Below are 14382 nucleotides of genomic sequence, written 5' to 3'. Positions count from 1 at the left end.
AAAACATGAATATTGGTGGCACCGACAAGCAGGCGGCGCTCGACGCCTTGGACGACATGACCGCGGGCGCCGTGCCCATCGCGCTGGCCGAGCACCGGGGGCGCATCGAACGTGCGCAGGCGTTCATGGCGGCGCAAGGCGTCGACGCCGTCTACCTCAACGCCGGCAGCAACCTGACCTATTTCACGGGCACGAGATGGAGCCCCAGCGAACGCATGGTGGGCGCCATCCTGCCGGCGCAGGGCGGCCCCGTCTACATCGCGCCCGCGTTCGAGGAAAGCACGATCCGCGATTTCATGGTCGTCGACGGCGACATCGCCGTCTGGGACGAGCACGAGCGTCCCGCCGCGCGCCTGCGCGCCGTGCTGGAACAGCGCGGGATCGGGGCCGGCAGCGTGCTCGCCATCGACGACGGCACGCCGCTGTTCCTGTTCGACGCGATCCGCGCCGCGACCGATGGCTACACCCTGCGGAACGCGCACCCGGTCACGTCGCACTGCCGCAGCCGCAAGTCGGACGCGGAGATCGCGCTGATCCAGCGCGCGATGGACATGACGATGGCCGTGCACGTGGCGGCGGCGTCCATCCTGCACGAAGGGATCACGACGCAGGAAGTCGAGGAATTCATCCATCTCGCGCACCGCAAGGTCGGCGCGAGCGGCTCCTATTTCTGCATCGTGCTGTTCGGCGCGGCGACGGCGTACCCGCACGGCGTCAGCTACGTGCAGACCCTGCAACGGGGCGACACGGTGCTGATCGACACGGGCTGCAAGGTCCACAACTACATCTCCGACATCACGCGCACGTACGTGTTCGGCGAACCGTCCGAGCGCCAGCGCTTCGTCTGGAACGCGGAAAAGGCGGCGCAGCGGGCGGCGTTCGATGCGGCCCAGCCGGGCATGCCGTGCGAAGAGGTCGACAAGGCCGCGCGCCGCGCGCTCGAGGCCAACGGCTTCGGCCCCGGCTACAAGCTGCCCGGCCTGCCGCACCGCACGGGCCACGGCATCGGTCTCGACATCCACGAAGGCCCCTACCTCGTCGGCGGCGAGACCCGGGCGCTGGAGCCGGGCATGTGCTTCTCCAATGAGCCGATGATCTGCGTGCCGGGCGAATTCGGCGTCCGCCTGGAAGACCATTTCTACATGACGGCGAACGGACCGAAGTGGTTCACGCAGCCGGCGGCGAGCCTGGAGAATCCGTTCGGGGCGGGATGACCTCCTTCAGGAACGCATCCGCCGCCTCCACCGTCGGCGCCAGCCACGGATCGAACAGCCAAAAGCTGTGGGGCGTGTCGGGCACGGGCACGACCCGGTTCGGCACGCCCAGCACCCGCAGTTTCCCGGCCATCTCTTCCCGCCCGAGGCTGAAACGCCGCTGCGCGCTGACGATGAACAGCATGGGCGGCGTGCCCGCCTTCACGTGATACAGCGGCGACGCGTCGCGCCACAGCGCCGCCTTCTCCGCGTAGCGGCCGCCGAACCACGCGCCGGCGGACGAAGGCTGCTTCGCCGGGTCGTCTTCGTATTTGCGCGCTTCTTCCGATGTGAAATCCGACAGGCCGTCGATGTTGACGATCGCCTGCACGTCGCTCGACACCTTTCCTCCGTCCGGATCGAAGCGGGATTCTCCGTTCGTCACGCCCGTCAGCGCCGCGATCTGGCCACCGGCCGAGCCGCCCGCGATGGCGATGCGGCCCGGATCGATGCCGTAGTCCGCCGCGTGCGCGCGCACCCAGCGCACGGCTGCCTTTGCGTCGTGGATCGCGGCCGGGTATGGCGCTTCCGGCGCCAGGCGATAGCTGATGGTGGCCGCCGCATAGCCCCGCTCCGCCATGCGGATCGCCATCGGCGCGAAGTTCGCGCGCACGCCCGCGCGCCAGCCGCCGCCGTGCACGAAGACGATGGCCGGGCGCGGCGCCGTGCCCGCCGCCGCGGGCAGGTACAGGTCCAGTTTCAGGTCGTGCCTCAGGTCGCCATGTCTGCGGCGTACATAGGTGACGTCCGTGACGGCCCGCACTGAAGGCGGCACCGCGCGGCTCGCGATGCGGATGAACGGATATCGAGGCGCCAGCTTCGCGTACGTCGTCTCGGCCGTGTAGCTCTCCGGCAAGGGCGTGTTCACGGGCCGCGCCGCGCATGCGGCCAGCAGCAACGCCGTACCCATCCAACGTATCGTCCTGCGCATCCTGGCCTCCGCCTCGTCGTGGGAAGTCCAGTATGCCACCCAACAACACACCCCGGCTAGTCCACCTTGCAAAAGTGGCCAGACCAACCTAGAATGGTCTGGCCAAATAAAGGACGGAAAACGTCCACCATATAAAAAACGACCGGAGACTACACGGTGCCGCCATCCAGATTGCTCGCCTTCCTGGCCGCTTTCGCGTGCCTTGCCGCCCCTGCGCATGCCGAGGGGCCTTATCGTAACCCAGACAACAAGAACCCGAACGACGCGGCCGAAGGCACGTATCCGGTGCCGTACAAGAAGCCGGTCGTCGCCGAGATCGCGGCGTCGCTGCAGCGCATCCGCGGCTATGTCGACAGCCAGACGCCGACCCGCATCGTGCACAAGGGCAGCGGCGCGCCGGTCACGGATTTCCGCACGCCCGTCGCGGACGCCGTCGTCGAAAAGGGCGACGCCGACTTCGGCCTGCAGGCCTACGAGATGGGCGTCGTGCATGCCGGCCTGCTGAAGGCCACGGCCGCGACGGGCGACAGGCGCTATGCCGCCCTCACGCAGCGCCACCTGCAATTCTTCGCCGACCGCCTCCCCTACTTCCGCGCGCAGGAACAGCGCTTCCACCTCGAGCGCGCCAACAGCTTCGCGCACTTCCTCGATCCGCGCGCGCTCGACGACGCCGGTTCGATGTGCGCCGCGATGATGCGCGCGCGCCAGGCCGGCATCGGCCCCGACCTCTCCGCGCAGATCAAGGTGTGCGGCGACTGGGTGGCCAAGCGCCAGTTCCGCCTCCCGGACGGCACCCTCGCGCGCCAGCGCCCGCAGGCCGCGTCGCTGTGGGCCGACGACATGTACATGGGGATCCCCGCGCTGGCCGAACTGGGCCGCATGACGGGCGACCGCGCGTACTTCGACGACGCCGTGAAGAACGTCCTGCAGATGACGGACTACCTGTTCGACCCGCAGCGCAACCTGTACACGCACGGCTGGAACGCCAACAATCCCGACGCCCCGCGCTTCTACTGGGCGCGCGCGAACGGCTGGGCGGTGCTGGCCATGTCGGACGTCCTCGACGTGCTGCCGAAGGACCACCCGGGCTATCCGAAGGTGATGGCGCAGCTGAAAAGAACGCTGCGCGGCATCGCCGAACGCCAGTCCGGCGCGGGCATGTGGCACCAGATGATCGACCGCGACGACTCGTACCTGGAGACGTCGGCCAGCGCCATGTTCGTGTACGTGCTCGCGCATGCCGTCAACGAAGGCTGGATCAGCCCGACGACGTACGGCTCGATCGCGCAGGCCGGCTGGAACGCGCTGTCCGCGCGCATCGATGCCCAGGGCCGCGTGGAAGGCACATGCGTGGGCACGACGTTCGCGAGCGACCAGGTCTATTATTACAACCGCCCCACCAGCACGGCGGCGATGCACGGCTACGGTCCGATGCTGCTGGCCGGCGCGGAGATGATCCGGCTGCTGAACAACCCGGCAATCGACATCCAGTTCCGCGTCCGCACGTATCACTACGTGCCGAAGGACGGCGGGCAGACCAGCTACCGCGAACATCCCTGACACCTCTTCGATGAAAGCCTGGAACATGCAAGCGAAAACAATGTTTTGCGCCGCAGGCCTCGTGCTGTCCGCGAGCGCCGGCGCTGCCGACCGCCTCACCGTTACCGTGACCCACGACCTCGACGCCGCGCGTCCATCCGAGACGATCGTCATCCCGTGGCAGGACGTGAACGCCGCGCTGCCCGGCGCGCTGATCCAGCACCTCGCCGTGAAGGACGCGGCCGGCCACCTGCTGCCCTACCAGGTGACGAACGTGGCGCCGCTGGCCAAGGACCCGCACGGCGTCGGCGCGGCGTACGGCGAACTGCTGTTCCAGCACGACTTCAAGCCCGGCGAAAAGACGGCGACGTTCGTCGTCGAAAAGAACGACGCGCTCACGCCGCCGTTCGCACCGAAGGCGTTCGCGCGCTACGTGCCGGAACGCCTGGACGATTTCGCGTGGGAGAACGACGTCATCGGCCACCGCACCTACGGCCCCGCCCTCGCCGCACCGGCCGCGCCGGGCAGCGGCAAGGAAGTGCTGGAGACGAGCGGCCTCGATATCTGGTTCAAGCGCGTGGACTATCCCATCGTCGACCGCTGGTACAACAAGGGCCACGACCACTACCACAAGGACGAAGGCGAAGGCATGGACATGTACAACGTCGGCCGCTCGCGCGGGGCCGGCGGTACGGGCGTGTGGGACGGCAAACAGCTTTATACGAGCGGCAACTGGGCCGGCTGGAAGGTGCTGGCCAATGGCCCGATCCGCGCCGTGTTCGAGTTGTCGTACGCCGCGTGGAATGCGGCCGGCACCCAGATCACGGAAACCAAGCGCTTCACCGTCGACGCCGGCCACCAGCTCGACCAGATCGACAGCACGTTCACGTTCAGCGGACCGTCCGCGCTGACGGTCGCCGTGGGTCTCAACAAGACGCCGTCCGACCGGAAGCAGGAACCGCGCATCGCGCTCGTGAAAGACGATGCGAACCACGCGCTGCTGCAATGGGTCGAGCAGGCCTCGAACGGCGCGTTCGGCACGGCCGTCGTGCTGCCCGCGTCGACCGGCTTCGCGCAGGACGCGCTGAACGACCTCGTGCTGGCCCGCGTGGAATCGGGCAAGCCGCTGCGCTACTGGGTCGGCGCCGCGTGGGACCGCGCCGGCCGCATCACGTCCAAGGCGGCGTGGCAGGCCTACGTGGCGGCAGAGGCCAACCGTGCCGCGCACCCCGTCCGCATCGCGCTGAAAGCCGGCGCAAACTGAGATCGAAACCGAGATCAGTCATCATATGTGTTGCTTTTCCAGCACATACTCCTCATAATCTGGTCTGGCCACATTGATCTTGTGGTCAGACCAATCTAGAATTGATTCCAACACAGGGCCGCACGCAACGCACATGTGGCTCGACCTCGCCAGGCTGGTTTTGTAAGAAGCAACCATCGGCGCCGCTCCCCCCTGCGGACGCCGACACGTCATCGACATAAAAACAGGAGACAGCTTCATGAAATACCCCCGCAGCACCCCGCCCCGCCATTTCGTCATGTCCTCGATCGCGCTCGCGGTCCTCTCGCTCGCCCAGCAGGCGCAGGCACAGCAAAGCGACGCGCCGATCCAGCGCGTCGAAGTCACCGGCTCCAGCATCAAGCGCATGGCCACTGAGGAAGCGCTGCCCGTCACGACCATCAAGGCCGAGGAACTGGTCAAGCAGGGCATGACCACGCTGGCCGACGTGATGATGGCGCTGCCGCAGTCGGCGTCGCTGCAGCCGTCCAACGCCGGCTCGGGCACCAACATCAACCTGCGCGGCCTGGGCGTGAACCGCACCCTCGTGCTGCTGAACGGCCGCCGCCTCGCCAACGAGGCCATCGCCGACGGCTACGCCAACCTCGACGTCATCCCGATCAGCGCGCTGCAACGCGTCGAGATCCTGCGCGACGGCGCGTCGTCGATCTACGGTTCGGACGCGATCGGCGGCGTCGTCAACTTCATCACCAAGCGCGAAGTCGAGGGCGGCAACGTCACCGTGCAGCTCGTGCAGCCGCAGCGCCGCGGCGGCGGCGACGAGCAGCGCATCCAGGCCACGTTCGGCAAGGGCAACCTCGCGCGCGACGGCTGGAACATCTACGGCACCGTCGACTTCCACCAGCGCAGCCGCCTGAAGCTGTCGGACCGCACCGGCTTCATTCCGGACGACGCGGCGATGGCGGCGATCGGCCTGCCGCGCAGCGCCGCCTCCGGCGGGTACGCGACACCCGCCAACTTCACGAGTTCGGCCAACAAGAACGCCGCCAACCCGTATTACGCGAGCGGCTGCCTGAGCCCCTATTCGGTCCAGGGCGCGAAGAGCACGTGTGTACTGGACGACGACACCTATGGCTCGGCCCTGCACCCGAACAAACAGCTGACGATGTACGCGCGAGCGACCAAGCGGATCGACGCCGACAACACCGTTACCGTCGAATACACCCGCGGCGACGAATCGATCTTCGGCTACAAGAACCCGACGCAGGCGGTCGCCGTCGGGAGCGCAAAGGCGATCCTGCCATCGAGCAGCAAATGGTATCCGGGCGGCAGCGGCGGAGTGCCGGCCGTCGCCGGCATCACCAACCAGCCGCTGACCGTGTCCTGGGCGGTGGCCGACCGCGGGCCGGCCGTGACCCGGGACAACCAGATCAACCAGCGGCTGCTGGTTTCCGCCGACGGCCATGTCGGCACCTGGGACTACCGGGCCGGCATGAGCTACGGGCTGTCCCAGCGCAAAGGCTATTTCCAGTCGGGCTACTTCTCGGGCATCGGCCTGATCAACGGCCTGGCGAACGGAACGCTGAACCCGTTCGGCCTGCAGGATCAGGCGGGCCTCGACTATCTCGACTCGATCGCCGCGGACGGCATGCAGAACCGCAGCTCGAAGAGCTCTTACTATGGCATCGACGGCAACATCAGCAAATCGCTGATGGCCCTCGCCGGCGGCGACCTCGCGATCGCGATCGGCGCCGACATCCACCGCGATACCAACGAGGACACCAAGCTGGCACCGGCCGCCGACATCACCTATGCGAAGGTCGTCCCGGCGCACGGAGAAAGCGCACGCAACATCATCGGCGTGTACAGCGAGGTGGACGCCCCCGTCACCAAGACCCTGACGCTGAACGGCGCCGTGCGGGTCGACAAATACAGCGACGTCGGCTCGACCTTCACGCCCAAGATCAGCTTCCGCTGGCAGCCGACCAAGACCATCATGTTCCGGGGCTCGGCCAACACGGGCTTCCGCGCGCCGACACTGTTCGACCGCTACGGCTACCGCACCACCGTCGCCAACACGACGACGGCGGGACGCTGGGACGATCCGGTCCTGTGCCCGGGCCCGTCCATCACCATGCCGGGTACCGGCACGGCGGTGCCCGGCGTGGATGCCGCCGATGTCTGCAACGCCAAGTTGAACAAGCTGACCGGTTCGAACTCGCAGCTGAAGCCGGAGCGCTCCAAGGGAGGCACGCTGGGCGTCGTGTTCGAACCGTCCCACTCGTTCACCGCGTCGCTCGACTACTGGCAGGTTAACATGAAGGACATGCTGGCCAACCTGCCGGAGAACGTCTACTTCACGAACTACGCCGACTACAAGAACCTGTTCGTGCGTAATGCGGACGGCTCGCTCGCCTACATCAACAACACGACGATGAACCTGGGTGGCCAGATCGCGGGCGGCGTCGACGTGTCGGCCCACTGGGAGATCGCGCGCAACCGCTTCGGAACGTTCGGCGCCGCCATCGACGGCACCTACCTGACCCGCTTCGACAACCAGCTCGTGCCGAACGGCCCGTGGATGTCCAACGTCGGCCAGTTCGGCTGGGCCAGCAACGGCACCACGTCGAGCTACCCGATCATCACGTTCCGCTGGAAGCACAACCTGCGCCTGTCGTGGCAGAGCGGCGATTACTCGGCGCAGCTGACGAACAACTTCAACAGCCATTACCGCGACGCCAACACCGCCGTCACGTCGGCGTACTACCGCGATATCCCGTCGTTCTCGACGTGGAACCTGACCGGCTCGATCCGCGTGCAGAAGCAGGTGCGCATCACGGCCGGCGTCACCAACCTGTTCGACAAGGCCCCGCCCATCACCAACAACACGATCTACAGCAGCGGTTACCTGAGCAGCGTCGCGAATCCGATCGGTCGCTCGTGGAACCTGCGCGTCAGCTACGATTTCGAGTAATCGCAATGCAAGCGACACTACTGAAACGTATCGTCCTGGCCGGCCTCATCCTGGCCGGCCAGGCCAGCGCCGCCGACGCGCCTATCCGCGTGATCCTCGTCGGCGACTCCACGATGGCCACGAAGAGCGGCTACGGCGACGCCTTCTGCGCGCGCTTCACGCCGGACGTCACTTGCGTGAACCTCGCGCGGGGCGGCCGCAGTACCAGCAGCTTCCGCGCCGAGGGCCGCTGGGACGAAGTCCAGCGCATGCTGAAGGACGGCGCGTCGTTCAAGGCCACCTACGTGCTCGTGCAGTTCGGCCACAACGACCAGCCGGGCAAGCCGGGGCGCTCGACCGACCTCGTCACCCAGTTCCCCGTCAACATGGCGCGCTATGCGCGGGAGACGCGGGACCTGGGCGGCGTGCCGGTGCTCGTCACGCCGCTGACCCGGCGCACGTTCAAGGGCGCGTATCTCGGCAATGACCTGGCGCCGTGGGCCGAGGCGACTCGGCGCGCGGCCGCGCAGGAACACGCCGTGCTGCTGGACCTGAACCGGGATAGCGTGGCCGCCGTCCAGGCCATGGGCCAGGATGAAGCGGATACGCTGGCGGTCGTTCCGCGTCCGCCGGGCTACGGGATGCCTGCGGATCCGAACAAGGTCGAACCGGCCGGCGCCGCGAAGACGGCGTTCGACCGCACGCACCTCGGCACCAAGGGCGCGGACTTCTTTGCGCGGATGGTCGAGCGCGAGCTGGTGGCGGCGCGGCCGGAGACGGCGGCCTACTTCAGGGACGGGGGCAAGCGTTGAGGCGCTTCGCCCTGCTCGCCTGCGCGCTCGCCGGCGCGCAGGCGCACGCACAGGACACGCGCGACGTGCGCGAGCCGGTCGTCCCGCCGGCCTGCGCGGTCCTGATCGGCGCGACCACGAACGCGGGCCGCGACGATGCCGCGCGCATCCAGGCGGCCATCGACAAGTGCGCGCCCGGCCACGCCGTGGTGCTCGCGGCCAGTAACGACAAGCGCAGCTTCGTGGCCGGGCCACTGCAACTGCGCGACGGCGTCACACTGCTCGTCGACAAAGGCGCCACGCTGTACGCCAGCACGGACCCGCGCCTGTTCGACCGCGGCGCCGGCACGTGCGGCACGAACGATGCATCGGGCCGCGGCTGCCGGCCGTTCATCCTGCTCGACGGCGTGCGCGGCGCCGGCATCATGGGCACCGGCACCATCGACGGCCAGGGCGGACAGCGCATCGCGGGCAAGGACGAGACCTGGTGGCAGATCGCCCGCCGCGCGCAAAAGGAGAAGACCCGCCAGAACGTGCCGCGCCTGATCCAGGCCGACAAGGCGCGCGACGTCACCCTGTATCGCATCACGCTGAAAAATTCCCCAAACTTCCACGTCACGCTGAACAACGTGGACGGCTTCACCGCGTGGGGCGTCGTCATCGACACGCCCCACGACGCGCGCAACACGGACGGCATCGACCCGATCTCGTCGCGCAACGTGACCATCGCGCACAGCATCATCCGCACCGGCGACGACAACGTGGCGATCAAGGCCGGCGGCAACGGGCCGACCGAGAACGTCTCGATCCTGCACAACCGCTTCTACAGCGGCCACGGCATGTCCATCGGCAGCGAGACGAACGGCGGCGTGCGCCGCGTCCTCGTCGACGACCTGGCGATGGACGGAACCACGTCCGGCCTGCGTATCAAGAGCAACGACATGCGCGGCGGTAGAGTCCACGGCATCGTCTACCGCGACGTGTGCCTGCGCGGCATCCGCTCTCCCATCGAGATCACGACGCATTACGAACAGCCGGCGCAACCGGGTGCGCTCATCCCCGACTACGCCGCCATCCGCATGGAGCGGGTGCGCAGCACGACCCCGGGGCGCATCCTGCTGCAGGGATATGACGACGCGCATCCGCTCGTGCTGGACTTGAAGGACGTGGCGATCGCCGCCGGGTCGGACATCAAACGGGAACATGCGCGCGTGCAGGGCGCGTTCGGCGCCGCCGCCGATTGCGCCGGGCGGTTCCTGCCGTTTCCCGAGCCGGCGGTCCGTTCCGGGCGCCCGCAGCTGACGGCCGAGCAGGCGCGCGCCTACGACTACCGCGAGGTGCTGAAGTACGTGGGCCCCGTCGGCGACGAACGCATCGAGCCGTGGGATCCGCTGGCCGATCCGCTCGCGACCGGCGCGCCACTGCATGCCGACTACACGGTCGATGCGCGCGCACCGGCGGACGGAGCGACCCGTTTCGCCACCGTGCAAGCGGCCGTCGACCGCGCCGTGGCGGCGGGCGGTACGCGCCGCATCGTCATCCGCATCGCCCCCGGCACGTACCAGGAACTCGTCTACGTGCCGCCGGGCGCCCCGCCGATTACCCTGGATGGCGCCGGCGCCGACCCGCAGGCCGTGCGCATCAGCGCCGCGCTGGACGCCTCGACGACGGGCGCTGCCTACCGCAGCCGCTACGCCGCCGAATTCGAGCACGCGGCGCCAGGCGTGCGGGCGATGGTCGACGCGCTGAAGGATTTGCCCGCCCTGCAGACGACGGGCTCGGCGACCGTGTGGGTGCGCGCGAACGGCTTCCAGGCCCGCAACCTGACGATCGAGAACGCGTACAACCGCGACGGTGCGGTCGCGCATGCGGAGTGCAAAGGCGACAACTGCCCCGACACGACGGGCGGCAGCCGCGTGCACCACCAGGCCGTCGCGCTGCGCGTCGACGGCGCCGACAAGGCGCAGTTCGAGCGCGTGCGCCTGCTCGGCCTGCAGGACACGCTGTTCCTCAGCTCGCAGGACGGCACGGCAACGGTGCGCAGCTTTTTCCACGACACGCACATCGAAGGCGACGTCGACTTCATCTTCGGCGACACCATCGCGGTCTTCAAGGACTGCGACATCCACGCCATCGGCGGCCGCGCCGCGTCGTACGTGGCCGCGCCGGACACGAACCGCCGCGCGAAGTACGGTTTCGTGTTCGACGGCTGCCGCTTCACGAGCGATGCGCCGGGCGCGGCGAACACGCAGTTCTACTTTGCCCGCCAATGGTTCCATAACGAGCGCTGCACGCCGTACGGCTTCATCCCCGTCGAGGGCTATACGTGCCGGCTGGGCGACGTGGACGTGTACAAGGCGCCGAACGGCACGATCCGCCGGCGCACGCTGGAGACGGTCGGCAAGGCCGTGATCCTGCGCTCGCGCATCGGCCCGCATTTCGAGAAGACGACGCCGTGGTCGGAATGGAACCGCAACGGCACGCTGGCGCACCGCCCCGCGCAATTCAGCTCGGACGATTACTGGGACAACCTGGCCGGCACGCCGTTCGCACCGCCAGGCCAACGGCCCGTCCCCGCCGACGTCTACCTCGGCGAATATGACAACATCCTTGAATGACGGAGACACCATGAAGCAATCATTCGACGCCCGCCGCGGCTTTTTGAAAACCGCGACCGTCGCCGGACTCGCACTGTCGGGGCCCGGGCGGGCGCTGGCGGCGGCCGTTCCCGATCCGTGGAAGGCAGCGGCCGGCATCGCGCAGCGCCTCGCCAACCCCGTCAAGTTCCGCAAGGCGGAGTATCTCGTCACCGATTTCGGCGCCGCGCCGTGCAAGCTCGTGCCCGTGAAGGCGTGGGTGTCGTTCGAGGACCAGGCCGACCTGCCAACGCCCGCGCCGGGCGCGCACGACTGCTACGCCGCGTTCAGGGCGGCCATCGAGAAATGCCACGCCGAGGGCGGCGGCCGCGTCGTGATCCCGAAGGGCGACTGGTTCTGCGCGGGCCCGATCGTGCTGCTGTCGAACGTGAACGTGCACCTCGCGAGCGGCGCGCACGTCTATTTCAGCAACGATCCGGCCGACTACGCGAAATACGGCGACGTCGACTGCGGCCCGAACGGCAAGCTGGTCGTCTCGCGCTGGCAGAGCAACGACTGCCTGAACTATTCGCCCATGGTCTATGCGCGCAACCAGGACAACATCGCCCTCACCGGCGACGACTGGACGGCCATCCTCGACGGCCAGGGCGGCGTGCCGTTCCCCGGCCGCGCCGACTGCTGGTGGACGTGGAAGGGCAAGAACGCGACGATCAACTCCGTCGCCCAGGACAAGTCGCCGAACTACGTGCCCGGCAAACTGGCGCAGAACCAGGTCAACGAACTGAATCCGAAGTCGCTGGCCGACGTGGCCCCTGGGCTGTCGGAGGAAAGGCGCCGGCTGATCCAGGGCGAAGGCGACAAGTGGCGCGCGGACGACGCGTACCTGCCCGCGTTGTCGGAAGCGGGCGTGCCCTTGGCGAAGCGCGTGTTCGGCGTGGGCCACTACCTGCGTCCGCCGATGATCCAGCTGATCGGGTGCACGAACGTGCTGCTGGAAGGCTACCAGGTCATCCACACGCCGTTCTGGCAGCACCACCCGGTCGCGTGCCGCAACCTCACGATCCGCAAGGTGCATGCGAACAGCCTGGGGCCGAACAGCGACGGCTTCGATCCGGAAGCGTGCGACACGGTGCTCGTGGAAGGCTGCCAGTTCAACACGGGCGACGACTGCATCGCCATCAAGGCGGGCAAGAACCTCGACACGCAGTACGGCCCGTCGCAGAACATCGTCATCCAGAAATGCACGATGCAGAGCGGCCACGGCGCCGTCACGCTGGGCAGCGAGATGGCGGGCGGCATCCAGAACGTGTACGCGCAGGACCTCGTGTTCGAGAACATGAACTGGGCGACGAACCCGCTGAACACGGCGATCCGCCTGAAGACCAACATGAACCGCGGCGGCTTCCTGCGCAATTTTTATGTCCGCAACGTGAGCATCCCGAACGGCGTGCAGACGTCGCCGTCGTTCTATGCGTCGCTGCCCGGCTCCCCGATCGCCTCGAGGACGGTGGCCACGGCCGCCGGGGCCGTCGTCACGTTCGACTGCGACTACACGCCGCGCGCGGACAACGTGCGCGTGCGCCCGCCCGAGGTGCGCAACGTGCACATCTCGAAGGTCAAGGTGGGCAACGTGAAGACGAAGGACGGGTCGCTCGCGTCGTGCTTCCAGGCGTTCGTCATCCTCGGTCCGGTGGCGTCCGACTACAACGGGCCGGCGCCGGCGCCGGCCGTGCTGCCGGTGCGCGACGTGACGATCACGGACTGCGACTTCGGCACGCCCGTCAACGCGGCGCATCCGTGGTACACATATAACGTGCGGGGGCTGAAGCTGGCGAACGTCATGATCGGCGGGAAGCGGTACGACACGACCTTGTCCGCGTAATATCCATCGTCGCTCCCGCGCAGGCGGGAGCCCAATTTTTCATGCGCACCACCCGCGTTGAACGTAAGCGGCGTGCGTACGACTTGGGTTCCCGCCTTCGCGGGAACGACGGAGCGAGATGCTCTACAATGCCGTCACCTCTGGCTTGCATGGGATGGATGATGGCGACACCGGCGTTCAACTACGGCTCCGACGTGACGGGGCTGGTCTGGGGCTTCCTGTTGCAGGACGCCGCGCAAGCGGTGTCCGTCGACGCGAAGGACGCCGCGACCTGGTTGCACGCCCCCGTCCCCGGGCAGTTCGTCTGGCTGCACTTCAACCTGTCGAATGCGGCCAGCGAGCGCTGGCTGCGCGCCCACGCCGGCCTGCCCGAGGAATTCTACGAGACGCTGCACCAGGGCTCGCGCTCCACCCGCATCGAAATGGCGGACGGCGCCCTGATCGCCGTCGTCAACGACGTCCTGCATAATTTTTCGGTCGACGCGGCCGAGATTTCCACGCTGTGGGTCCACGTGACGCCGCACGGCGTGATCACGGCCCGGCGCAAGCCGCTGGAATCCATCGAGCGCCTGCGCCAGGATGTGCTGAACGGCGCGCCGCTGCGGTCGAGCGTCGAGCTGCTGGTGCATTTGCTGCGCGACCAGGCCGACGTCCTCGTCAACATCGTGCGCGATGCCGTCGCGCGGGTCGACACCGCCGAGGACCAGCTGCTGGCCGGCCGCCTCACGCGCCGGCGCGAAGACCTGGGCGCGCTGCGGCGGGTGCTCGTCCGGCTGCAGCGGCTGCTGGCGCCCGAACCGGCCGCCCTCTTCCGCCTGCTGCAACGCCCTCCGGCCTGGGTGGCGCCGGAAGACCGCCAGGAGCTGCGCCAGTCGACCGAGGAATTCACGGTCGTGCTGTCCGACCTGGCCGCACTGCACGAACGAATCAAACTGCTGCAGGAAGAGATCGCGGCCCGGGTCAACGAGGACAATAACCGCAGCCTGTTCCTGCTGACCATCGTGACGGTGATGGCCCTCCCGATCAACCTGATCGCAGGCCTGCTGGGCATGAACGTGGGCGGCGTGCCGCTGTCCCAGCATCCGCACGGGTTCTGGCTCGTGCTGGGCTTTACCGCCCTCGTCACGGGCGCCATCGCCTGGCTGTTGCTTCGATTGCAACGGCCGCATTGAGCCTTTGCCATATAAAAACAG

General features: G+C 67.9%; 9 protein-coding genes. 8 read left to right on the top strand and 1 reads right to left on the bottom strand.

The annotated features are described in order from the left end of the window. The first annotated feature begins 5 nt into the window (after positions 1-5). A complete protein-coding gene (locus tag ACEN98_RS16260; protein WP_413385834.1) occupies positions 6-1214 on the top strand; it encodes a M24 family metallopeptidase in 1209 nt (402 codons plus the stop codon). On the opposite strand, the gene ACEN98_RS16255 is transcribed toward ACEN98_RS16260, so the two are convergent. Then, positions 1168-2163 (bottom strand): alpha/beta hydrolase fold domain-containing protein, encoded by a 996-nt coding sequence (locus ACEN98_RS16255; protein ID WP_413385833.1) that lies wholly within the window; start codon positions 2161-2163, stop codon positions 1168-1170. The genes ACEN98_RS16260 and ACEN98_RS16255 overlap by 47 nt on opposite strands. Before the next feature lie 177 nt (positions 2164-2340). On the opposite strand from ACEN98_RS16255, the gene ACEN98_RS16250 reads away from it, so the two are divergent. The 7 genes from ACEN98_RS16250 (at position 2341) to ACEN98_RS16220 (ending at position 14361) form a co-directional block, all read left to right on the top strand. Further along, positions 2341-3744: a glycoside hydrolase family 88/105 protein gene (locus tag ACEN98_RS16250; protein WP_413385832.1), complete on the top strand. Its 1404-nt coding sequence runs from the start codon at positions 2341-2343 to the stop codon at positions 3742-3744. 25 nt (positions 3745-3769) lie between these two features. Then, positions 3770-4987 (top strand): DUF4861 family protein, encoded by a 1218-nt coding sequence (locus tag ACEN98_RS16245; protein WP_413385831.1) that lies wholly within the window; start codon positions 3770-3772, stop codon positions 4985-4987. A gap of 238 nt (positions 4988-5225) precedes the next feature. Next, positions 5226-7940, top strand: coding sequence for a TonB-dependent receptor plug domain-containing protein (locus tag ACEN98_RS16240; RefSeq protein WP_413385830.1), 2715 nt, complete (start codon positions 5226-5228; stop codon positions 7938-7940). A 5-nt stretch (positions 7941-7945) separates the two neighbouring features. Further along, positions 7946-8731, top strand: coding sequence for a rhamnogalacturonan acetylesterase (locus ACEN98_RS16235; RefSeq protein ID WP_413385829.1), 786 nt, complete (start codon positions 7946-7948; stop codon positions 8729-8731). After that, positions 8728-11328, top strand: a complete 2601-nt coding sequence (locus tag ACEN98_RS16230; RefSeq protein ID WP_413385828.1) for a pectinesterase family protein — start codon at positions 8728-8730, stop codon at positions 11326-11328. Before ACEN98_RS16235 ends, ACEN98_RS16230 begins: the two co-directional genes overlap by 4 nt. A gap of 10 nt (positions 11329-11338) precedes the next feature. Continuing rightward, complete coding sequence (locus tag ACEN98_RS16225) at positions 11339-13189, top strand: glycoside hydrolase family 28 protein (protein ID WP_413385827.1); 1851 nt, start codon at positions 11339-11341, stop codon at positions 13187-13189. 161 nt (positions 13190-13350) lie between these two features. Further along, a complete protein-coding gene (locus tag ACEN98_RS16220) occupies positions 13351-14361 on the top strand; it encodes a transporter (protein WP_413386003.1) in 1011 nt (336 codons plus the stop codon). The last annotated feature ends 21 nt before the right edge of the window (positions 14362-14382 follow it).

This window comes from Massilia sp. CT11-137, assembly GCF_047302885.1.
Taxonomy (GTDB): domain Bacteria; phylum Pseudomonadota; class Gammaproteobacteria; order Burkholderiales; family Burkholderiaceae_D; genus Telluria; species Telluria orientalis.
The sequence above is the reverse complement of the archived record's forward strand: the minus strand, read 5'-3'. Positions and strand labels throughout refer to the sequence as shown.